The 21,228-nt window shown below is 71.4% G+C and carries 17 protein-coding genes; 7 read left to right on the top strand and 10 right to left on the bottom strand.

What is annotated here, in order from left to right; all coding sequences use genetic code 11:
* Positions 1–18 precede the first annotated feature (18 nt).
* The 3 genes from nrdI (at position 19) to nrdF (ending at position 3,711) form a co-directional block, all read left to right on the top strand.
* Entirely contained in the window at positions 19–435 is a 417-nt protein-coding gene (gene nrdI / locus IFT45_RS01750; protein WP_056056798.1) for a class Ib ribonucleoside-diphosphate reductase assembly flavoprotein NrdI, read from the top strand.
* 32 nt (positions 436–467) lie between these two features.
* Positions 468–2,573: a class 1b ribonucleoside-diphosphate reductase subunit alpha gene (nrdE, locus tag IFT45_RS01745; RefSeq protein ID WP_056058956.1), complete on the top strand. Its 2,106-nt coding sequence runs from the start codon at positions 468–470 to the stop codon at positions 2,571–2,573.
* A gap of 112 nt (positions 2,574–2,685) precedes the next feature.
* Complete coding sequence (nrdF, locus tag IFT45_RS01740) at positions 2,686–3,711, top strand: class 1b ribonucleoside-diphosphate reductase subunit beta (RefSeq protein WP_056056795.1); 1,026 nt, start codon at positions 2,686–2,688, stop codon at positions 3,709–3,711.
* 83 nt (positions 3,712–3,794) lie between these two features.
* Here nrdF and IFT45_RS01735 read toward each other — a convergent pair whose 3' ends face one another.
* From IFT45_RS01735 to IFT45_RS01725, 3 genes are read right to left on the bottom strand one after another with little or no spacing between them, the layout of a single operon-like run.
* Positions 3,795–5,117, bottom strand: a complete 1,323-nt coding sequence (locus IFT45_RS01735; protein ID WP_192126370.1) for a kynureninase — start codon at positions 5,115–5,117, stop codon at positions 3,795–3,797.
* Positions 5,114–6,169, bottom strand: coding sequence for an amidohydrolase (locus IFT45_RS01730; protein ID WP_185233498.1), 1,056 nt, complete (start codon positions 6,167–6,169; stop codon positions 5,114–5,116). The genes IFT45_RS01735 and IFT45_RS01730 overlap by 4 nt, the downstream gene beginning before the upstream one ends.
* A gap of 34 nt (positions 6,170–6,203) precedes the next feature.
* On the bottom strand, positions 6,204–6,986 hold the full coding sequence (locus IFT45_RS01725; RefSeq protein WP_371810836.1) for a class I SAM-dependent methyltransferase: 783 nt from the start codon (positions 6,984–6,986) through the stop codon (positions 6,204–6,206).
* Between the two features lie 72 nt (positions 6,987–7,058).
* Here IFT45_RS01725 and msuE point away from each other — a divergent pair, with 72 nt between their 5' ends.
* Complete coding sequence (gene msuE, locus IFT45_RS01720) at positions 7,059–7,715, top strand: FMN reductase (RefSeq protein WP_197982106.1); 657 nt, start codon at positions 7,059–7,061, stop codon at positions 7,713–7,715.
* Positions 7,716–7,737: 22 nt separating this feature from the next.
* Positions 7,738–8,139, top strand: a complete 402-nt coding sequence (locus IFT45_RS01715) for a hypothetical protein (RefSeq protein ID WP_185233496.1) — start codon at positions 7,738–7,740, stop codon at positions 8,137–8,139.
* Between the two features lie 97 nt (positions 8,140–8,236).
* Here IFT45_RS01715 and IFT45_RS01710 read toward each other — a convergent pair whose 3' ends face one another.
* The 7 genes from IFT45_RS01710 to hrpA all read right to left on the bottom strand — a co-directional run bounded on the left by IFT45_RS01710 (position 8,237) and on the right by hrpA (position 19,390).
* Entirely contained in the window at positions 8,237–9,772 is a 1,536-nt protein-coding gene (locus IFT45_RS01710; RefSeq protein ID WP_056056784.1) for an alpha-N-arabinofuranosidase, read from the bottom strand.
* A 91-nt stretch (positions 9,773–9,863) separates the two neighbouring features.
* Entirely contained in the window at positions 9,864–10,781 is a 918-nt protein-coding gene (locus tag IFT45_RS01705; RefSeq protein WP_307803404.1) for a carbohydrate ABC transporter permease, read from the bottom strand.
* Positions 10,778–11,746 (bottom strand): carbohydrate ABC transporter permease, encoded by a 969-nt coding sequence (locus IFT45_RS01700; RefSeq protein ID WP_371810835.1) that lies wholly within the window; start codon positions 11,744–11,746, stop codon positions 10,778–10,780. Before IFT45_RS01700 ends, IFT45_RS01705 begins: the two co-directional genes overlap by 4 nt.
* Positions 11,747–11,817: 71 nt before the next feature.
* Positions 11,818–13,197 carry an extracellular solute-binding protein gene (locus IFT45_RS01695; RefSeq protein WP_192126368.1) on the bottom strand — a complete coding sequence of 460 codons (1,380 nt, stop codon included), beginning with the start codon at positions 13,195–13,197 and terminating at the stop codon, positions 11,818–11,820.
* 169 nt (positions 13,198–13,366) lie between these two features.
* Positions 13,367–14,263, bottom strand: a complete 897-nt coding sequence (locus IFT45_RS01690) for a glucose 1-dehydrogenase (RefSeq protein WP_056056776.1) — start codon at positions 14,261–14,263, stop codon at positions 13,367–13,369.
* Positions 14,264–14,388: 125 nt separating this feature from the next.
* Positions 14,389–15,405: a LacI family DNA-binding transcriptional regulator gene (locus IFT45_RS01685; protein WP_192126366.1), complete on the bottom strand. Its 1,017-nt coding sequence runs from the start codon at positions 15,403–15,405 to the stop codon at positions 14,389–14,391.
* A 58-nt stretch (positions 15,406–15,463) separates the two neighbouring features.
* On the bottom strand, positions 15,464–19,390 hold the full coding sequence (hrpA, locus tag IFT45_RS01680) for an ATP-dependent RNA helicase HrpA (protein WP_192126364.1): 3,927 nt from the start codon (positions 19,388–19,390) through the stop codon (positions 15,464–15,466).
* Positions 19,391–19,528: 138 nt separating this feature from the next.
* On the opposite strand from hrpA, the gene IFT45_RS01675 reads away from it, so the two are divergent.
* Together IFT45_RS01675 and IFT45_RS01670 are read left to right on the top strand one after the other, a co-directional pair.
* Positions 19,529–20,035, top strand: a complete 507-nt coding sequence (locus tag IFT45_RS01675) for a hypothetical protein (RefSeq protein WP_192126355.1) — start codon at positions 19,529–19,531, stop codon at positions 20,033–20,035.
* 652 nt (positions 20,036–20,687) lie between these two features.
* A complete protein-coding gene (locus IFT45_RS01670; protein ID WP_056056769.1) occupies positions 20,688–21,161 on the top strand; it encodes a helix-turn-helix transcriptional regulator in 474 nt (157 codons plus the stop codon).
* Positions 21,162–21,228 lie beyond the last annotated feature (67 nt).

The raw sequence follows: 21,228 nt of genomic DNA, 5'->3' as shown, positions 1-21,228 counted from the left end.
ACAGGAGGCTCGCCTGACATGACGAACCTCGTCTACTTCTCGAGCGTCTCCGGCAACACCCACCGCTTCGTCATGAAGCTGGGCGTGCCGGCCGAGCGCATCCCGCTGTTCCCCTCGGAACAGCCGCTCCACGTCAGCGACCCCTACGTGCTCGTCCTGCCGACCTACGGCGGCGGCGAGGGCCGGGGCGCCGTGCCGAAGCAGGTCATCCGCTTCCTCAACGACGAGGGCAACCGCTCCCTCATCAGGGGCGTCGTGGCCGCGGGCAACACGAACTTCGGCGAGGGGTACTGCTTGGCCGGCGACATCGTCGCCGCCAAGTGCGACGTGCCCCTCCTCTATCGATTCGAGGTCTTCGGGACTCCCGACGACGTCACAGCCGTAAGAACTGGATTGGAAGAATTTTGGACACAGCAGTCGATGACCTCGAAGTGATCGCCGCCCCGGGGCAGGGACTCAGCTCCGGGATGGACTACCACTCCCTGAACGCGATGCTGAACCTCTACGGCCCGTCCGGCGAGATCCAGTTCGAGAAGGACCGCGAGGCGGCGAAGCAGTACTTCCTGCAGCACGTCAACCAGAACACGGTCTTCTTCCACAACCTGCGCGAGCGCCTCGACTACCTCGTCGAGAACGAGTACTACGAGCTCGCCACCATCGAGCAGTACGACTTCGCCTTCATCGAGAAGCTGAACGACCTCGCCTACTCGAAGAAGTTCCGCTTCCAGACCTTCCTCGGCGCGTTCAAGTACTACACCTCGTACACGCTCAAGACGTTCGACGGCAAGCGCTACCTCGAGCGCTTCGAAGACCGGGTGGTCATGACGGCCCTCGGCCTCGCCCAGGGCGACGAGCAGCTCGCGATCGACCTGGTGGAGGAGATCATCGGCGGCCGCTTCCAGCCGGCCACCCCGACCTTCCTCAACACGGCGAAGGCCCAGCGCGGCGAGCTCGTCAGCTGCTTCCTGCTGCGCATCGAAGACAACATGGAGTCGATCTCGCGCGGCATCAACTCGTCGCTGCAGCTCTCGAAGCGCGGCGGCGGCGTCGCCCTCTCGCTCTCGAACATCCGTGAGGCCGGCGCCCCGATCAAGCAGATCGAGAACCAGTCGTCGGGCATCATCCCCGTCATGAAGCTCCTGGAAGACAGCTTCAGCTACGCGAACCAGCTCGGTGCCCGTCAGGGCGCGGGGGCCGTGTACCTCAGCGCGCACCACCCCGACATCATGCGGTTCCTCGACACGAAGCGTGAGAACGCCGACGAGAAGATCCGCATCAAGACGCTCTCCCTCGGCGTCGTCGTGCCCGACATCACGTTCGAGCTCGCCAAGAACAACGAGGACATGTACCTCTTCTCGCCGTACGACGTCGAGAAGATCTACGGCGTCCCCTTCGGCGACGTCCCGATCAGCGAGAAGTACCGCGAGATGGTGGCCGACGGCCGCATCAAGAAGACCAAGATCAAGGCCCGCGACTTCTTCCAGACGATCGCGGAGATCCAGTTCGAGTCGGGCTACCCCTACATCGTCTTCGAGGACACCGTCAACGCGGCGAACCCGATCAAGGGCCGCATCAACATGTCGAACCTGTGCTCGGAGATCCTGCAGGTCAACACCCCGACCACGTTCAACGAGGACCTCTCGTACAACGAGATCGGGAAAGACATCTCCTGCAACCTCGGGTCGATGAACATCGCCCTGGCGATGGACGCCCCCGACTTCGGCAAGACGGTCGAGACGGCCATCCGCGGCCTCAGCGCCGTCAGCGACATGAGCCACATCCAGTCGGTGCGCTCGATCGAGGTCGGCAACGACCAGTCGCACGCCATCGGCCTCGGCCAGATGAACCTCCACGGCTACCTGGCTCGTGAGCGCGTGCACTACGGCAGCGAAGAAGCGATCGACTTCACGAACATCTACTTCTACACGGTGCTGTTCCACGCCCTGCGGGCCTCGAACACCATCGCGATCGAGCGGGGCGTGACCTTCGGCGGCTTCGAGGACAGCAAGTACGCCTCCGGCGAGTTCTTCGACAAGTACACCGAGCAGGCGTGGGTGCCGGCGACCGAGCGCGCCGCGGGCCTGTTCGCCGCCTCCGGCGTCGCGATCCCGACGCAGGCCGACTGGCTCGCCCTCAAGGCCAGCGTCATGGAGCACGGCCTGTACAACCAGAACCTGCAGGCGGTGCCCCCGACCGGCTCGATCTCGTACATCAACCACTCGACGTCGTCGATCCACCCGATCGCGTCGAAGATCGAGATCCGCAAGGAAGGCAAGCTCGGCCGCGTCTATTACCCGGCGCCGTTCATGACGAACGACAACCTGGAGTACTACACCGACGCGTACGAGATCGGCCCCGAGAAGATCATCGACACCTACGCCGCGGCGACGCAGCACGTCGACCAGGGCCTCTCGCTGACCCTGTTCTTCAAGGACACGGCGTCGACCCGCGACATCAACAAGGCGCAGATCTACGCATGGCGCAAGGGCATCAAGACGATCTACTACATCCGTCTGCGCCAGCTCGCGCTCGAGGGCACCGAGGTCGACGGCTGCGTCAGCTGCATGCTCTAGTGCTCGTCGCCGTGCCGCTCCTGCGGCGCGGCACCCGGCGGGGGCCGGTCTCGACGACCGGCCCCCGCCTCCTGAACTGAGAACCACGGCACCACCCGACGGAAGAGACGACATGACCATCACCGACAAGATCAACAGCGTCGCCGGCGACCCGGTGCACGCCACCGGCAAGTCGATCCCGCTGATCAAGTCGGTCAGTGCGATCAACTGGAACCGCATCCAGGACGACAAGGACGTCGAGGTCTGGAACCGACTCGTCAACAACTTCTGGCTGCCGGAGAAGATCCCGCTGTCGAACGACGTGCAGTCGTGGAACACCCTCACGCCGGAGGAGCAGCAGCTCACCATGCGCGTGTTCACGGGCCTCACGCTGCTCGACACCATCCAGGGCACCGTGGGCGCGATCAGCCTCATCCCCGACGCGATCACCCCGCACGAGGAGGCCGTCTACACGAACATCGCGTTCATGGAGTCGGTGCACGCCAAGAGCTACTCGTCGATCTTCTCGACCCTCGCGTCGACCCCCGAGATCGACGACGCCTTCCGCTGGTCGGTCGAGAACCCGAACCTGCAGAAGAAGGCACAGATCGTCCTCGACTACTACACGGGCGACGACCCCCTGAAGCGCAAGGTCGCCTCGACGCTGCTCGAGTCGTTCCTGTTCTACAGCGGCTTCTACCTGCCGATGTACTGGTCGTCGCGGGCGAAGCTCACCAACACCGCTGACCTGATCCGTCTCATCATCCGCGACGAGGCCGTGCACGGGTACTACATCGGCTACAAGTTCCAGAAGGGCCTCGAAGGAGCCTCCGAGGAGCGCAAGCAGGAGATCAAGGACTACACGTTCAACCTCCTCTTCGAGCTCTACGAGAACGAGATCCAGTACACGCAGGACCTGTACGACGGCGTCGGCCTGACGGAGGACGTCCGAAAGTTCCTGCACTACAACGCCAACAAGGCGCTGATGAACCTCGGCTACGAGCCGATGTTCCCGAAGGACGCCACCGACGTGAACCCGGCGATCCTGTCGGCCCTGTCGCCGAACGCCGACGAGAACCACGACTTCTTCTCCGGGTCGGGTTCGTCGTACGTCATCGGCAAGGCCGTCAACACGGAAGACGAGGACTGGGACTTCTAGCCCCTCCCCGCACACGCCACGAAGGGCGCCGGCTCCGGCCGGCGCCCTTCGTCGTGCCCCGTGTCTCCACCGAGGAGGCGGGTTCAGGGGGTGGTGGGGCCCGGCTCGGGGGCGGAGGCGGCGGCCGGGGCGGCCCGCTGCTCCTGCAGGGCGGTGCGCACCGCGGCCAGGCCGACCCGCACCTCCTCGAAGCTCGTCGAGAGCGGCGACAGGCCGATGCGCAGCCCGTCGGGGTTGCGGAAGTCGGGCACCACGCCCTGCTCCCAGAGCGTCGCCACCACCTCGCGGAACGCCGCGTGCCGGATCATCACGTGGCTGCCCCGCTGCGACGGGTCGCGGGGGCTCGCGACCTCGACGCCGAGCGGCACGAGCCACGCGTCGACGAGCTCGAGCGCGTACTCGGTGAGCGCGACCGACTTGGCGCGGACCGCCTCCACCCCGGCCTCGTCGACCAGGTCGAGCATGTCCTGCATCGCGAGCATCCCGACCACCGGCGGCGTGCCGCTGATGAACCGACGGATGCCCTGCGACGCCGTGTACCCGTCGGCCATCGCGAAGACGTCGGCGGCGCCCATCCAGCCCTGGATCGGCTGCTCGAGCTCGGCGACCAGGTCGGCCCGGGCGTAGAGGAACGCGGGCGCCCCCGGCCCGCCGTTGAGGTACTTGTAGGTGCAGCCCACCGCGATGTCGACTCCCCACGCGTCGAGCTGCATCGGCACCACGCCCACCGAGTGGCAGAGGTCGGCGACCAGCAGGGCCCCCGCCTCCCGCACCGCGGTCGCGATCGCCTCGAGGTCGGCGACGAACGCCGACCGGTACGACACGTGGTTGACCAGCACGACCGCCGTGTCGGGGCCCAGCACCGGTGCGAGCAGCTCGGGCGTCACGCCGAGGGCCGGGTCGACCGAGACCCAGCGCACGACGGCGCCGCGCTCGCGCGCGATGCCCTCGACGACGAAGCGGTCGGTCGGGAACTGGTCGTCGTCGATGACGATCTCGTGCCGACCGGGCCGCGCCGCGAGCGCCGCCCGGATCGCCTTGTAGAGCAGCACGGTGGTCGAGTCGCCGACGACCGTCTGCCCGGGCGCCGCGCCGAGCGCCACGGCGCCGATGCGGTCGCCGACCTCGGTGGGCAGCGCCATCCAGCGCTCGTCCCACGAACGGATCAGCCGGGTGCCCCAGTCGTGCCGCAGCAGCTGCTCGACGCGCGGCCCCGTCGCGAGCAGGGGCCGCCCCAGCGAGTTGCCGTCGAGGTAGGAGACCACGTCGCCCGCGGGCACGAACCTCGCGACCAGCGCGGCGAGCGGGTCGGCCGCGTCGTGCGGCGCCGCCGGCAGGTCGTCGGCGCCGGCGGGGGAGGCGGGCGAGGCGGCGGGGGCGGGCGAGGTGGGGGAGGCGTCGGTCATCGGGTCTTCTCCAGCAGGGTGTCGGGGGTGAGCACGGAGGCGGTGGCCAGCCACGCGGGAGCGTCGCCGTCGGGGCCCGGCGGCGCGGTCGGGATCCACGACGCCCGGCGCGACCAGTGGCGGCCGTCGCTGCCCGCGTCGAGGGTGTCGTCGCTGCCGAGCGCCCGGAGCAGCTCGTCGAGGCCGAGCCCCGCGCGCTGCAGCGCCCGCAGCTCGCGTTCGTTGACTCCCACGGGCAGGTCGCCGTTGCCGAGGTCGGTCCCGTAGAGCACGTGCCCGCCGGCCGCCCGGAACCTCGTGAGGTTCGTGACGGCGATCTCGTGCTCCGCGCCTCCCCGGCCGTGGCCGTGGATGTCGAGCGTGCTGATCCACGTGCCGTCGGCGGCACGGTCGACGAGGTCGTCGGTCAGCACCTCGCTGAAGGGGGTGTGCGCGAAGCGCAGCAGGCCGGCGTCGAGGGCACGGCGCACCTGCCCAAGGCCCTGCACGTGGGCGACCGTGAGCAGCTGCACGTCGTCGGCGGCCTCCGCGATCGCCTCGAGCAGCGCCCGGTCGAGCACCGGCCCGACGTCGCCGTTGAGCGCGACCTTGATCACCGACGCCCCGAGGTCGCGCATCCGTCGCACCTCGCGGTGCGCGTCGACCGTGCTCGTGATCGGCACCGCGGCGGTGGCGGGCGCCCAGCCGGCGCGGCTCGGGTAGCCGCCCGGGGCGCCGAGCAGGCCGCCCGCCACCTGGACCTCGGGCCAGGCGTCGTCCATCCGGCCGTGCTCGGGCCAGAGGGAGGCCTCGTCCGGGTCCCAGCCGAGGTCGAGCACCCGGGCGATGCCGCCCGGCCCGAGCTGCGTCGGGTCGACGAGGCCGAGGTGCACGTGCGAGTCAGTGAAGGGCGAGAGCAGCGTGCCGGGCAGGTGCGGCAGCGCCGCCGAGGTCGCGGGGTCGGGGCTGCCGAAGAGGTGCAGCCCCTCGCGCGTGGCCCGCACGACCGACGGCCCGCGCCAGCGGCCCGACCACACGTGGTCGACCGTGACGAGCAGGGCCTCCGGGGTCATGACCCCACCGTACGGGCACCGCCCGTGCCGCGGCTCAGCCGAGCAGCACGGCCCGGCTGCACCGCGTGACGTACGGCAGGCGGATGAGGTCGACGCCCCGGGTGTCGGGGTGCGTGTCGAGCAGCGCGCCGACGTCGCGCAGCACCTGCGCGCGGTCGTCGTCCGACAGGGTGATGACGTAGCTGCGCGAGGCGATCATCGCGAGGAACTCGTCGCGCTCCAGCTCGTGCACCCACTCGACGTCGTGCCGCTCGACCTCGCCGAACGGCGCCCCGACGACGGGCGCCTCCGACTGCATGTCGCGCTCGGCGGGCTGGTTCAGCACGCGGCTGAGGGCGGCGAGCCACGGCACCGTCTCGTCGCGGATGTTCCAGAGCAGCCCGAGGGTGCCGCCCGGCCGCAGCACGCGGGCGACCTCCGGCACGGCGACCACGGGGTCGACCCAGTGCCAGGCCTGGGCGACGAGCACGGCGTCGACCGAGTCGTCGGCGAGCGGCATGCTCTCGGCGCTGCCGGCGAGCGACCGGGCCCGCGGCACGACGCGCTCGAGGATCTCGCGCATGCCCTCGCTCGGCTCCACGGCGACGACCTCGTCGACCTGCTCGAGCAGCACGCGGGTCAGCTTGCCCGTGCCGGCCCCGAGATCGACCACGTCGCGGGCGCCGCGCGGCAGCAGCCACTCGACGGCCTCGCGGGGGTAGGAGGGGCGGCCGCGTTCGTAGACGTCGGCGGCCAGGCCGAAGGAGGCGGCGTGCAGCGCGAGCACGTCGGCCGGGTCGGCGGGGGCGGAGGCGGAGGCAGGTAGGTGATGCGTCACCAGGTCACTGTCGCACGACTCAGAACGTCACACGCGAACGTTACGACGAGGGGAGGGGCGAGCATGGTCGTCATGACTCAGACACCTCCGCTGCGCGTCGTCGCCGTGTCGGGAACGCTCAGCACGCCCAGCAAGACCGACGCCCTGGTCGACGCGATCCTCGACGAGCTCGCCCTGGTCATGCCGATCGAGCGGCACGTCATCCGGGTCAGCGAGCTCGGTCCGCTCTTCGCCGGGGCGCTCACCCGCGACCAGCTCGACGCGCGGGTCGAGCGCGAGCTGCGGGCCATCGAGGGGGCCGACCTGCTGATCGCGGCCTCGCCGGTCTACCGCGCCTCCTTCACGGGCCTGTTCAAGCACCTCTTCGACTTCGTCGAGCAGTACGCGCTCGTCGACGTGCCGGTGCTGCTCGCCGCCACGGGCGGCAGCGAGCGCCACGCGCTCATCCTCGAGCACTCGCTGCGGCCGCTGTTCGGCTTCTTCCAGGCGCTGACCCTGCCGCTCGGCGTCTACGCGCACGCCAGCGACTTCACCGACCGCCGCGTGACGGCGCCCCTGCTGCAGGAGCGCATCCGCAACGCCATCGCCCGCGGGCTGCCGCTGATCCGCTCGAGCACCGCCGAGAAGCGCCGCATCGAGGAGTCGCTGAGCGGCGCCGCCCTCGACGCCGACGTCGACCTCCGCGCCGCCGAGCTCGACGCGACCGTGCCCACCCGGCTGTACAGCTGACGGCCGAGATATCCTGGTCGGCATGCCCGACACGCCCCCTCGCGACATCGCCGTCGCCCGCTCCGAGATCCGCGACGACGAGGCCAAGCGCATGATCGGCCTGGTCGCCGCCGCCGACCTCACCGAGCGCGCCGGCCGCTGGGTCGCCGACGGGGTCGACGACGACGCGGCCCGGGCCCTCGCGGCCGGGGCGGGCCTCGGCGAGGAGGCGCGGCTGGCGCTCCTGGAGGAGCTCGCGGCCTCGCAGGGCCTCGCCTTCGACACCGTCCGCGCCGCCCGTGCCCACCACGGCGAGGCCGTGATCCGCTCGATGACGGCGGCCAGCGCGCCCGCCGACTCGCTGTCGTTCTCGAACACCTTCAGCGACACCATCGAGGAGTCGGTGCGCGACTCCATCTCCCGGCTCTTCCCGCGCCGCAAGTAGCGCCCCGGGCCCACGCCCGACGCCCCACGGCCGAGGGCCGGCGCCGGGCTCACGCCCCGGCACCGGCCCTCGTCCCCTCCCGGGGTCGGCGGGCTCCCTACGCTGTGCCGACCTCGAGCTCCACGACGGCCCACGACAGGGCGGGCAGCGTGAGACGGGCGACGCCGCCGTCCACGCTGACGCCCTCGAGCGGCACGAGGCCCACGGCGTCCTGCGCCTGCTCGGTGTTGCTCGTGAAGCGGTCCCCGCCCTCGGGCACGGTCAGCAGCTCGGCCCGGGTGACGCGGGCGCCCGAGAAGCCGCGGAGGGCGACCTCGACGTCCGCCGCCTCCTCGAGTCCCCGGTTGGCGAGGAAGAACGCGACGCGCCCCGACTCCTCGTCCCAGGTGGCGCTGACGTCGACGAGGTCGGCGTCGCCGTACTTCGGGGTGTCGATCTTGTCGCTCGTCACCACGGTGCGGAGGATCTCGCCGCGGGCGAGCGCGGCCATGCGGGCGAACGGCCAGAAGATCGTCTGGCGCCAGGCCGGCCCGCCCTGCTCGCTGCGGATGGGGGCGATGACGTTGACGAGCTGCGCCTGGTTGGCGATCTTCACCCGGTCGCCGTGACGCAGCAGCGAGTTGAGGAAGGTGCCGACGACGACCGCGTCGGTGACGTTGTACTGGTCCTCGATGAGGCGCGGGTGCTCGACCCAGCCCTTCGAGACGTTGTGGGGCTGGTCGTCGGTGTCGAGGCCTGTCTGGTACCAGACGTTCCACTCGTCGAACGAGATGTCGACCTGCTTCCGGTGCTTGCCCGCGGCCTTGACGCCGTCGATGGTCGAGACGACCTCCTCGATGAAGGCGTCCATGTCGACGGCCGTGGCGAGGAAGCTCGTCGCGTCGCCGTCGTGCTCCTGGTAGTACGCGTGCATCGAGACGTAGTCGACCTCGTCGTACGCGTGGGTGAGCACCTCGTGCTCCCACGAGCCGAAGGTGGGCATGTTCCGGCCCGAGCTGCCGACGGCGACGAGCTCGATGGTCGGGTCGACGAACTTCATCGCCTTGGCGGCCTCCTGGGCGAGGCGGCCGTACTCGCCAGCGGTCTTGTGGCCGATCTGCCACGGGCCGTCGAGCTCGTTGCCGAGGCACCAGAGCTTGATGTCGAACGGGTCCTTCGCCCCGTTGGCGATGCGGCGGTCGCTCAGGGCCGTGCCGCCGGGGTGGTTGGCGTACTCGACGAGCTCGCGGGCCGCCTCGACGCCGCGGGTGCCGAGGTTGACGGCCTCCATGACCTCGGTGCCGGCCAGCGCGCTCCACTCGACGAACTCGTGCAGGCCGAAGGCGTTGGTCTCGACCGTGTGCCAGGCGCCGTCGAGGCGGCGGGGGCGCTGGTCGACCGGTCCGACGCCGTCTTCCCAGTTGTAGCCCGACACGAAGTTGCCGCCGGGGTAGCGGATGACGGTGGCGCCGAGCTCCTTCGTCAGCTCGAGCACGTCGTGGCGGAAGCCCTTCTCGTCGGCGGTCTCGTGGCCGGGCTCGTAGATGCCGGTGTAGACGCACCGGCCCATGTGCTCGACGAACGAGCCGAACAGGCGGCGGGGCACGGGGCCGACGACGAACTCGCGGTCGACGGTGATGCGGGCGGTGCTCATGCGGTTATCTCCTGGTGATGGGGGACGGCGATCTGGCGGGGGGACGGTCGGAGGGGGAGCGGGGGAGGCGCGGGGCCGGGCGAGCGGGGAGTCACTGCCCGCCGAACCCGGTGGTCGAGATGCCCTTGATGATCTGGCGCTGGAAGAAGAGGAACACGAGGATCAGCGGCAGGGCGGCGAGGATCGCCGCGGCCATGTTCTGGGCGTACTGGATGCCGTAGGCGCTCTTGATGGTCTGCAGGCCGACGGGGAGCGTCAGCAGCGACGCGTCGTTGGTGACGATGAACGGCCAGAGGAAGTTGTTCCACGCGCCGATGAACACGAAGATCGAGACCGCGCCGAGGATGGGTCGCGAGAGCGGCAGCAGGATCGTGAAGAAGACGCGGACGCGCCCCGCCCCGTCGACGCGGGCGGCGTCCTCCAGCTCGATCGGCACCTGGTCGAAGAACTTCTTGAGCACGAAGACCATGGCGGGCGCGATCGCCTGCGGCAGGATGATGCCCCAGTACGTGTCGACCATGTTGAAGGCGAGCATCTGGTAGAAGAGCGGCACGATCAGCACCTGTGGCGGCACGATGATCGAGGCGATCGTCGCGACGTAGAGCCACTTCTTGCCCCGGAAGTCGAGGCGCGAGAACGCGTAGGCGACGAGCGCCGACGTCGCGACGACGATGAGCGTGATGACGATCGACGTGAACAGGCTGTTGAACAGCCAGGTCGGGATGTTGCCCTGGTCGAGGATCGCCCGGTACGCGTCGAGGGTGAAGCCCCCGGCCGGCAGCCAGGTCTGCGGCGTCGCCGCGGCGTCGGCCTCGCTCTTGAAGGAGGTGGCGAGCGACCAGAGGAAGGGGATGAGCCACAGCGCGGCCATCACCACGAGGATGACGATGCTGACGACGCTCATCACGCCGAAGCGCGACTGGCCGGGCTTGTGCGGGGCGCGTTCGCGGCCGCGGCGGGCGGTCGGGGCGCGGAGGTCGCCGGTGGGGGCGAGGGCCGGTGCGGTCACTTCTGGGCTCCCTTGCGGTTGCGGGCCGTGGCCGCGAACTGCGCGATCGAGATCACGACGATGACGGCGAAGAAGATGTACGAGATGGCGCTGGAGTAGCCGAAGCGGTAGCCGGTGAATCCGGTCTCGAAGATGTACTGCACGGTCGAGCGGGTCGTGCCGGCCGGGCCGCCGTTCGTCATCTGGTAGATCTGGTCGAAGACCTTGAGCGAGGCGAGCACCTGGAGGATGACGATCAGGCCGGTGGTCGGGCCGAGCTGCGGGATCGTGATCGAGACCAGCGAGCGCCAGCGGCCGGCGCCGTCGAGCGAGGCCGCCTCGTACTGCTGGTCGGGGATGTTCTGGAGGGCCGCGAGGTAGAGCAGGAAGTTGAACCCGACCGTCCACCAGACGGTGGTCGCGACGACGGCGATCATCGCCGTGTCGGGGTCCTGCAGCCAGGCGGGCTGCGGCAGCCCGACCGTCGCCAGCGCCGAGTTGATCGGGCCGAGCGTCGGGCTGTACAGCTGGATCCAGAAGAGCGAGACGACGGTCGACGCCAGCAGGTAGGGCAGGAAGAAGCTCAGGCGCCAGAGCCACTGGCCCGGCAGGCCGGTGTTGACGAGCAGGGCCAGCACGAGGGCGATCACCACGAGCGGGATCGTGCTGAGCACGGTGAACCACAGCGTGTTGAGCATCGAGCGCCACATCGCGCCGTCGGCGAAGGCCTCGGCGTAGTTGGCGAACCCGATCAGCTCGCCGCCCTGGCCGGTGAGGCTCTGGCCCGTGAGGCTCAGCCAGAAGCCGTGCACGAGCGGCCAGACGAGGAAGAGCGCGAAGAGGACCGTGAACGGCGCGGCGAAGCCCCACCCGATCTTGGTGTCTCGGGGCCCGCCGGAGCGGGAGCGCACCCGGGTGCGGGTGCGGGCGGGCGTGGCCGCGCGGTCGGCGCTGGCCGCCGGGGCGGTCACCGTGGTGGTCGTCACAGATCGACTCCTTCGTCGTCGTGCAGGGAGGTGGGGCGGGAGGGGCGGAGCACGGGGAGGCGCGGGGCGGCTCAGACCGGGGCCGGTCGCGACAGCTGGGTCTCCACCCGGGCGACGAAGGCACGCATGCCCGCGGCCGCGTCGTCCTTCGCGAGGATCACGGACTGGATGCTGTCGAGGAAGTACGTCTGGAAGTCCGACCCGGAGCCCGAGAACCAGGCCGGCGGGTCGTAGTTGAGGTACTGGGCGGCCTCGGCGTAGTGGGACTGCGGCACGAGCGCGGCGTACTCCGGGCTGTCGACGACCGGGCCGTAGGCGGGGATGTGACCCGCCTCGGCCCACGAGATGCTGTCCTTCAGGATGGTGGCCACCATCTTGTAGACGTCCTCCCGCTTCGCGTCGTCGACGTCGCTCTGCCGGGGCAGCACGAAGGCGTGCGAATCGGCGTAGACGGCCGGCGTGCCGAAGAGCGTCGGGATGATGCTGGCGTCGTAGGGGATGCCGGCCGCCTCGGCGCTCGGCACCTCCCACACGCCGGTGAAGAGCATCCCGCTCTCGCCGCTGACGAACTCGGCGATGCCGGACTGGATGTCGCTCGCGATGGCCATGGCGGTGCCGTCGGTCAGCGTCTGCATGAACTCGAGGGCCGTGACCGCGGCGGCCTCGTCGTACTCGACGGTGCCGCCCTCGCGGAGCACCATGTCGGCGCCCTGCTGCTTGTAGAACGTGTAGAACATGCGCCAGAGCTGGGCGCCGTCGTTGAGGTACCCCCACGAGGCGCCGTGCTTGCCGGTGACCGCCTGCATGGCGGCCGCGACCTCGAGGAACTGCTCGGGGCTGCTGATGTCGACGAGGCGGCCGTCGGGCCCGAGGGCCCCGGCCTGCTGGGCGACGTCGGTGTTGTACAACAGGATGAACGGGTGCGAGTCGAGGGCGACCGAGTACAGCTGGTCGCCGTTGAACCCGGCCTTCCAGACCGCGGGCGCGAAGTCCTGCTCGCGCAGGCCGTACGAGGCGAGCTTGTCGATGTCCCACGGGTCGAGCAGCCCGCCGGGCGCGTAGCCGGGCACGCGCGACGCGTGCATGATCGCGACGTCGGGGGCGCGGCCGCCGGCCGAGGCCATGGCGAGCTTCGTGTAGTACGGCGTGCCCCAGGCGAGCACGGTCTGCGTCGCGTGGAACTCGGGGTTCTGCTCGTTGGCCTGGTCGACGAGGGCCGACATCTTGATGCCGTCGCCCCCGCTCAGCAGGTGCCAGAACTTGAGCTGCTCGACGGCAGCGCCGGAGGCGGTCGTCGCGCCGGGCGCGCAGCCCGCCAGGCTGCCCACCGCCAGCACGCTCATGATGCCGGCGCCGCCCAGGAGGAGGCTGCGGCGGGAGAGGCCGGCCAGGCCGGTACGGGCGAGGCCGCCGGGGCGGGGCGGGCCGGACAGGGGCTCAGGGGGTGTCATCGGTGGTCACTCCTTCGTGATGCGTCGACTGCGGACAGCATTACATCGTTGTAACGCGAACGCAAGCGTCGATCCGGAGGCGACCCGCGCCTCCCCGGGGCCGCCCGCCGACGACGGAGGGGCCGCCCGCGACGATGCGCGAGCGGCCCCTCCGGCAGAGCGGTGCGACCTACGGCGTGGGCATGCCGCCGTCGACGTGCAGGGTCTCGCCGACGACGTAGCTCGACTCGCCCGACGCCAGGAAGACGTAGGCGGGCGCGAGCTCGGCGGGCTGGCCCCAGCGGCCGAGGGCGGTCTGGCTGCCGACGTCGGGCAGCGCGTCCGACGGCTGTCCGCCGGCGGGCTGGAGGGGGGTCCAGATCGGGCCGGGGGCGACCGCGTTGACGCGGATGCCCTTCGGTGCGAGCTGCATGGCGAGGCCCTTGGAGAAGGTGTTGATCGCGGCCTTGGTCGACGCGTAGTCGACGAGCATCGGGGCCGGCTGGTACGCCTGGATCGACGTCGTGTTGATGATCGTCGAGCCGGGCACGAGGTGGGGGAGCGCGGCCTTGGTGATCCAGAACATCGCGTAGACGTTGGTCTTGTAGGTCTCGTCGAAGTTCTCGTCGTCGAGCTCGAGGAAGTCCTCGACGTGCTGCTGCTTGCCCGCGTTGTTGACGAGGATGTCGAGGCCGCCGAGCTCGCTGACGGCCTTCTCGACGAGCTGCGTGCAGAACTCGCGGTCGGTGATGTCGCCGGGCAGGGCGACGGCCTTGCGGCCGGCGGCCTCGACGAGGGCGACGATCTTCTGCGCGTCCTCCTCCTCCTCGGCGAGGTAGCTGATGGCGACGTCGGCGCCCTCGCGGGCGTAGGCGATGGCGACGGCCGCGCCGATGCCCGAGTCGCCTCCCGTGATGAGCGCCTTGCGGCCCTCGAGGCGGCCCGAGCCGCGGTAGGTCTCCTCGCCGTGGTCGGCGGGCGACGAGAGCTCCTCGTCGGTGCCGGCGCCCTCGAGGTACTGGGCCTTCGGGGTGATGTCGGCGAACTTCTGGGTGGGGTCTTCGAATGCGTACTGGTCAGCAGACATGGCGGCGCCTCTCGGTCTCGTGCACGGGAGTGCGACGGTAGGCCGACCCGCGACTCCTCGTGACCGCTTGACAGCGGACGGGCAGCCGCCATCCAGAAAGCGAAGCGGGGCGACGGCGGGCGGCGTCAGCGCCGTGCCCGGCGGGCCGTGCTCGCTCGGGGCACCACCTCGTGCGGGATCACCGCGAGCTCGGGCGCCCGCTCGCGGTCGGCGATGCGCGCGGCGAGCAGCTCGAGGGTGCGCTCGGCGAAGAGGCGCTTGTCGAGGCGGACGGTGGTCAGCGGCGGGCGCGTGAAGCGGCCGTCGGCGATGTCGTCGAAGCCGGCGACCGAGACGTCGTCGGGCACCCGCAGGCCCGCGCTCCAGAGGGCGTGGACGGCGCCGATGGCGAGCGAGTCGGTGAAGCAGAAGAGGGCGTCGGGGGCCTCGCCGCGGGCCAGGGCGTCGGCGACCGTGGCGGCGCCGGCCTCGGGCTCCCAGGCGCGGCAGGCCCAGCGCAGGTCGTCGCCGACCGGCAGCCCCGCCGCCTCCATCGCCTGCGACCAGCCCAGGGTGCGCGCCCGGGCCGTGGCCGAGTCGAAGCCGTCGCCGGGGCAGCCGAGCACGGCGATCCGCCGGTGGCCGAGGGCGAGCAGGTGCTCGGTCATGTCGCGGGCGGCCGTGACGCTGTCGACGCGCACCTGGTCGACGAGGTGCTGCTCGACCTCGCCGATCACGACGACCGGCGGGAGGTCCTCCGCGCCGACGATGGCGCTCTCGCCGAGGCTGACGGGGTTCAGCACGAGGCCGTCGACGAGGTGCTCGCGACCGCGCAGCAGCAGCTCGCGCTCGCGCTCGGGCCGCACGCCGGTCTGCTCGAGCTGCACCGACCAGCCTCGCTCGTGGGCGACCTCGACGAACCAGTGCGACATCTCGGCGCTGTACGGGGTCGTCAGGTCGGGGAAGGCCAGGGCGATCGCGCCGGTGCGGCCGTTGCGCAGCCCGCGGGCGCTGAGGTTCGGCACGTAGTCGAGCTGCGCGAGGGCCGCCTCGACCCGGGCACGGGTGTCGGGGGCGACCCGGACGACGCCGTTGATGACGTTCGAGACGGTCTTCGGCGAGACGCCCGCGAGGGCGGCCACGTCCTTCACCGTCGCGCGCATCTGCCCAGGCTAGTGCGGGGGCCGCGCGCGCCCCCGCCCGGGGCCCGGGCGGGGACGGTCAGGCGGAGGCGAGCACCTTGACGATGCGCTGCAGCGAGACGCTCTCGCTCGGCCGGAGGTCCTGCGCGAAGAGGCTCACGCGGAACTCCTCGAGCAGCCACCGGGCGCGGACGAGTGCGGGAGGCGCGGTGGCGGCGGGCGGGAAGGTGCCGCCCGCTGCCTCGTACCGCTCCGTCGCCTGCTGCACCTCGGTGAGCCAGGCCCGGTCGCGCGCCGGCGCCTCGAGCAGCTTCGCCGTGCGGCGCGTGACGCCGACGAGGTAGACGGGCACGCGCTGCAGCTGCTGCAGCCCGGTCGCGGAGACGAAGCCCGGGTAGATCAGCCGCTCGCGCTGCTGCCGCATGTCGGTGAGGGCCGCCAGCAGCGACATGTTCGTCGCCGCCTTCATCGCCTTGTCGGCGTCGCGCGCCGCCGTGAGGGTGCGGGCCACGAGCGACACGGTCTGGAACATCGAGTCCATCACGGCGGCCGAGACCCGGTCGCGCACGGTGAGGAACTCCTTCTTCGTGTACAGCTGGCCGTCGGGCTTCACCCGGTACAGCACGTCGTCGACGACGGCCACGAGGCAGTCCGCGAAGAGCGCGGCGGTGTTCTGGTACGGGCTCGTGGCGAGGATGAGCTTCTCGGGAGCCGTCAGGTGCTGCTGCACGTAGGCCACCGGGCTCGGCACGGCGAGCATCAGCAGCCGGCGGACGCCGCGGGGCGTCTCGAGCGCCTGGTCGGCGGGGGTCGCCATCAGGCGGATCGCCACCGAGGTGCCCTCGTCGACCAGAGCCGGGTACGCGCGGATGACGGTGTCGCCGTGCTTCGTGTCGACGACGGTCGGCAGCTCGTCGAAGTCCCAGCTGGTGATGCCGGAGCGCTCGATGGCGTTCGCCGCGGGGGCGCCCGAGGCGACCGCCTGCGGGCCGCCGCGGCCTCGTCGGGAGCGACCCGCGCCTCCTTCGCCCCGGCCCTGGCCCTGCGTGACGCGGGCGACGCTCTCGCGCATGTCGTCGCTGAGGCGCTCCTGGAGCGCGTCGAGGCGCTTGTCGACGCCGGCCGTGCGGCCGCGCTCGTCGACGACGGCGTAGCTGACCCGGAGGTGCGCGGGCACGCGCTCGAGGTCGAAGTCGTCGACGGCCACGGGCGTGTAGGTGAGCGTGCGGATGACGGTGGCGACGGTCGCGGTGAACGGCTCGTCGACGTCGGCCGGCGGCTCGGCGGGCAGCTCGGCGGTGATCTTCGACGCCCAGTCGGCGGCGGGCACGACGTTCTTGCGGATCTGCTTCGGCAGCGACTTGATCAGCGCCGTGACCAGCTCGTCGCGGAGCCCCGGCACCTGCCAGTCGAAGCCGACCGGGCGGAGGCGCGCCAGCAGCGGCAGGGGGACGACCACCGTGACGCCGTCGTCGTCGGCCCCCGGCTCGAACTTGTAGCGCAGGGTCAGCGTCTGGTCGCCCTGCCGCCACGTGCTCGGGAAGCCGGCCTCGTCGACGTCGGGCTCGTCGTCGCCGAGCAGGTCGGCGGCGGTCATGGTCAGGAGGTCGGGGGTCTGCTGCTTCGCGGTGCGCCACCAGCCCTCGAAGTCGCGGGTGCTCGTGACGTCGGCGGGGATGCGCCGCTGGAAGAACTCGAACGCGGCGTCGCCGTCGACGAGGATGTCGCGGCGGCGGGTGCGCTCCTCGACCTCGGTCAGCTCGCGGATCAGCTGCTGGTTCTTCGCCTCGAACGCCTGACGGCTCTCCCAGTCGCCCTCGACCAGCGCGTGCCGGATGAACAGCTCGCGGGCGTAGCCCGGGTCGATGCGCGAGAACTGGATGCGGCGGCGGGGCACGATCGGCACGCCGTAGAGCGTCACGCGCTCGTAGGCGACGACGGCGCCCTGCTTCTTCTCCCAGTGCGGCTCGCCGTAGCTCTTCTTCACGAGGTCGGGCGCGAGCGGCTCGGCCCAGGCCGGGTCGATGACCCCCGCGACGCGGGCGAACAGCCGGCTCGTCTCGACGAGCTCGGCGCTCATGATGGCGACCGGCGGCTTCTTCGCGAGCGAGCTGCCGGGGAAGAGCACGAAGCGCGTCTGGCGGGCGCCGACGTAGTCCTTCTTCTGCGGGTCGAACAGGCCGATCTGGCTGAGCAGCCCCGCGAGCAGGCTGCGGTGCACCCCGTCGGGGTTCGCGCTGCGCTCGCCGACGTGCAGGCCGAGCGGTCGGGCGGCGCGGGACAGCTGGCGGAAGACGTCCTGCCACTCGCGCACGCGCAGGTAGTTGAGGAACTCGTCACGGCAGAGGCGCTTGAACGCGTTGCCGCTGAGCTCCTTCTGCTTGTCCTCCAGGTAGTCGAAGAGGTTGAGCAGGGTGAGGAAGTCGCCCTTGGGGTCGCGGAAGCGCGAGTGCTTCTCGTCGGCCTGCGCGCGGCGCTCGAGGGGGCGCTCGCGGGGGTCCTGGATGCTGAGGGCCGCGACGATCGCGATGACCTCGCGCGTGGTGCCCTGCGTCTTCGACTCGACCACCATGCGGGCGAGGCGGGGGTCGATCGGCAGGCGGGTCAGCTGCTTGCCGACGCGCGTGATCTGACCGCCCTGCGTGACGGCGCCGAGCTCGCGGAGGAGGTCGAGGCCGTCCTTGATGCCCCGGGAGTCCGGCGGCTGCAGGAAGGGGAAGGCCGCGATGTCGCCGAGCCCGAGCGAGATCATCTGCAGGATGACGGCGGCGAGGTTCGTGCGGAGGATCTCGGGCTCGGTGAACTCGGGCCGCTTCTCGAAGTCGGTCTCGCTGTAGAGCCGGATCGCGATGCCGCTGCTCGTGCGCCCGGAACGCCCGGAGCGCTGGTTCGCGCTGGCCTGCGAGATGGCCTCGATGGGGAGGCGCTGCACCTTGGCGCGCGTGGAGTAGCGGCTGATGCGGGCGGTGCCGGCGTCGACGACGTACTTGATGCCGGGCACGGTGAGGCTGGTCTCGGCGACGTTCGTCGCGAGGACGATGCGGCGTCTCGTGCCGGCGGTGGTGCTGGGCTGGAAGACGCGGTGCTGGTCGGCGGCGCTGAGCCGGCCGTAGAGGGGGAGCACCTCGGTGTGCGGGAGGTTCCGGCCCCGGATGGCGTCCTCCGCGTCGCGGATCTCGTTCTCGCCGCTGAGGAAGACGAGCACGTCGCCGCTCGACTCGCGGGCGAGCTCGTCGAGGGCCTCGTTGATGCCCTGGAGGTAGTCCTTGTCGTCCGCCCTCGCGGGCGCGGGGGCGTTCTTCTGCGGGGAGCGCGCGGGCGCGGCGGCGCGGCGCGGCGGGGCCTCGTCGAGCTCGTCGAGGTCGTCGTCGTCATCGCCGCGCGTGCTGGCCGCGTCGTCGGCGACGAGCGGCCGGTAGCGGATCTCGACGGGGTAGGTGCGGCCGGAGACCTCGACGATGGGGGCGCCGTCGAAGTGCGCGGAGAACGACTCGGGGTCGATGGTGGCGCTGGTGATGATCAGCTTGAGGTCGGGGCGGCGGGGCAGCAGCTGCTTGAGGTAGCCGAGCAGGAAGTCGATGGTGAGGCTGCGCTCGTGCGCTTCGTCGATGATGATCGTGTCGTAGCGCTTGAGGTCACGGTCGAAGTGGATCTCGTTGAGCAGGATCCCGTCCGTCATCAGCTTGATCTTGGTGTCGCTCGACACCTTGTCGGTGAATCGCACCTGGTAGCCGACGAGCCCGCCGACCTCCTGGCCGAGCTCCTCGGCGATGCGCTCGCTGATGGTGCGGGCGGCGATGCGCCGGGGCTGCGTGTGGCCGATGCTGGTGCGGCCGAGCTCGAGGCAGATCTTGGGCAGCTGCGTGGTCTTGCCGGAGCCGGTCGAGCCGGCGACGATCACGACCTGGTGGTCGCGGATCGCGGCGGCGATGTCGTCGCGCCGCTGGCTGACGGGCAGCTCGGCAGGGTACGAGATCGTGAGCGGAGGCAGGGGAGCGGCAGACATGAGCCCCCCATGGTAAGCCGCGGGGGCTGTGGACGGGGGCTCGCGGCCAGCCCTCCCCAGGTCGTTCGCCGTGGGCGTCCTCCCCAGGCCGGTCGACGGGCAGGAGTCGCGGGTCGGCCGCCGCGGCACGCTCGCCCCATGAACGTCACCGGTCTCGCCTCTGCTCCCCTCGTCATCGCCACGGACCCCGTGGGCGTCTACCTGCTCGACCTGCTCGCCGAGGGAGGGGGCGGCGGGGCGGTCTCGCGGGAGGCGCTGGTCACCGGGGCCCTGGACCGTCTCGACACGACGGAGGAGGCGGTGACGTCGCGGCTGGCCTCGATGGTCGACGCGGGGTTCGCGATGCGGGTCGAGGGGGGCGGAGCCGAGCCGGCGTGGCGGGGCTGCACGCACGACGAGCTGGCGGCGGCCTTCGACAGCGTGGTCGACGTGCTGCGGGCCCTCGACGAGGCCGGCGACTCGGAGCAGGCGACCGACGCGGTCGCCGCGATCGACGCGGCCTGGGCGACGCGCAGCACTGCGGAGGCGCGTCGGGCCGTGGCCGAGGCCTTCCGGCTCTCGCCTGCCGGGCAGCGGCACGCCCGCCGTGTCGCCGAGGGGACGCTGGGCCTGCCCTTCGGTCGCCCGCGCCCCGAGGGGGTGTGACGTGAGCGAGGCTGCGATGGGTCGCGCCGTCGGCCGTGACGCCGGCCGCGACGTCGCCTGCGCGGCGGCCGGGGCGGCGGACGAGCTCCTGCGCCCGGAGTCGGTCGCCGAGAACGTCGATCCACTCTGGAGTGGAGGAGCGGGGGCGGCGGCGGCGGGCCGTGCGGACGCGGAGGTGGCTCGGGTGAGCACGGCGGAGTCGGTCGCCGAGAACGTCGATCCACTCTGGAGTGGAGGAGCGACGGAAGCATCCCCCGCGGAGCCCACCACGCCGAAGGCGGCTGTTCCACTGGGGAGTGGAGCAGCGCAGGACATGGGGCCGGGCGCTGACGAGGGGCCTGAGGGGGTTCCTCCACTCTGGAGTGGAGCAGGGGCTGACCCGCAGTGTGAGGCGGGGGGTCGCGTTCCACTCTGGAGTGGAGGAGCTGGGGCGGAGGGAGCGCGGTCGTGGGGGCGGCCGGAGGGGGCTGCTCCACTCTGGAGTGGATCGGCTTTTCTGGCGGGCGACTTCTCCTCGGGGCACGACGGGCTCCCGACGGAGGCGGCGGCGGGGGAGCTCGGCGCCGAGCAGGAGCGGGGCCGGGGCCGGGGCCGGGGGCGGGAGCAGGGGCAGCGGGCTCCGAGCTGGCGGCGCTCGCGGACTCCGTTCGAGGTGCTGGCCGACCCGGTCGAGGTGTGGATCATCGAGCAGCTCTGCGTCGGCGAGCACAGCTCCGGCGACCTCGCCTCGCTCGCTCACGAGTCCCTCGGCATCGGGTGGTCGGCCGTCTCGCGGCACCTCGTCACCCTGCGCCGCGCCGGCTTCACCGACGTCGTCGTCGACGGCCCGACCCGCTGGCACGCCCTGCGCCCCGACTGGCTCGACCGCGTCGACGCCGCGCTCTCGGGGCTGCGGGGCGTGTGGGACGAGCACCGGCCGCTCCGCGAGCTCGGCTTCACCGCGTCCCTCCCTCCCGCGGCGTTCACCACCGACGTCGGAGCCCGCCACGGCGCACCTCTGCTCGACGACGTGCACCACCGCCCCGCTCGTCTGCGTCAGGGACGCGGTGCCCGCGACCTCGCCCGGCGGGGCGTCGGCCGGAGCGAGTGGGCCGAGGAGACGGACGGCGGTGCCGGCCTCACCTGACGAGGCCGGCGAGCCTCACCTGAGGCACCTCCCCGGCCACCTGGCACTCGCCCCTGCGGTGGACGGA

Source organism: Frigoribacterium sp. CFBP 13707 (genome assembly GCF_014842245.1).
In the GTDB taxonomy this organism is placed as follows: Bacteria; Actinomycetota; Actinomycetes; order Actinomycetales; family Microbacteriaceae; genus Frigoribacterium; species Frigoribacterium endophyticum.
Note: the sequence above shows the minus strand (reverse complement) of the source record. Positions and strands in the feature narration are given on the sequence as shown.

What these genes read in the sequence shown, in the direction of transcription:
- nrdI (WP_056056798.1), top strand. Translation starts at nt 19, where the DNA reads ATGACGAACCTCGTCTACTTCTCGAGCGTCTCCGGCAACACCCACCGC.
- nrdE (WP_056058956.1), top strand. Translation starts at nt 468, where the DNA reads ATGGACTACCACTCCCTGAACGCGATGCTGAACCTCTACGGCCCGTCC.
- nrdF (WP_056056795.1), top strand. Translation starts at nt 2,686, where the DNA reads ATGACCATCACCGACAAGATCAACAGCGTCGCCGGCGACCCGGTGCAC.
- IFT45_RS01735 (WP_192126370.1), bottom strand. Translation starts at nt 5,117, where the DNA reads ATGACCGACGCCTCCCCCACCTCGCCCGCCCCCGCCGCCTCGCCCGCC.
- IFT45_RS01730 (WP_185233498.1), bottom strand. Translation starts at nt 6,169, where the DNA reads ATGACCCCGGAGGCCCTGCTCGTCACGGTCGACCACGTGTGGTCGGGC.
- msuE (WP_197982106.1), top strand. Translation starts at nt 7,059, where the DNA reads ATGACTCAGACACCTCCGCTGCGCGTCGTCGCCGTGTCGGGAACGCTC.
- IFT45_RS01715 (WP_185233496.1), top strand. Translation starts at nt 7,738, where the DNA reads ATGCCCGACACGCCCCCTCGCGACATCGCCGTCGCCCGCTCCGAGATC.
- IFT45_RS01710 (WP_056056784.1), bottom strand. Translation starts at nt 9,772, where the DNA reads ATGAGCACCGCCCGCATCACCGTCGACCGCGAGTTCGTCGTCGGCCCC.
- IFT45_RS01695 (WP_192126368.1), bottom strand. Translation starts at nt 13,197, where the DNA reads ATGACACCCCCTGAGCCCCTGTCCGGCCCGCCCCGCCCCGGCGGCCTC.
- IFT45_RS01690 (WP_056056776.1), bottom strand. Translation starts at nt 14,263, where the DNA reads ATGTCTGCTGACCAGTACGCATTCGAAGACCCCACCCAGAAGTTCGCC.
- IFT45_RS01685 (WP_192126366.1), bottom strand. Translation starts at nt 15,405, where the DNA reads ATGCGCGCGACGGTGAAGGACGTGGCCGCCCTCGCGGGCGTCTCGCCG.
- hrpA (WP_192126364.1), bottom strand. Translation starts at nt 19,390, where the DNA reads ATGTCTGCCGCTCCCCTGCCTCCGCTCACGATCTCGTACCCTGCCGAG.
- IFT45_RS01675 (WP_192126355.1), top strand. Translation starts at nt 19,529, where the DNA reads ATGAACGTCACCGGTCTCGCCTCTGCTCCCCTCGTCATCGCCACGGAC.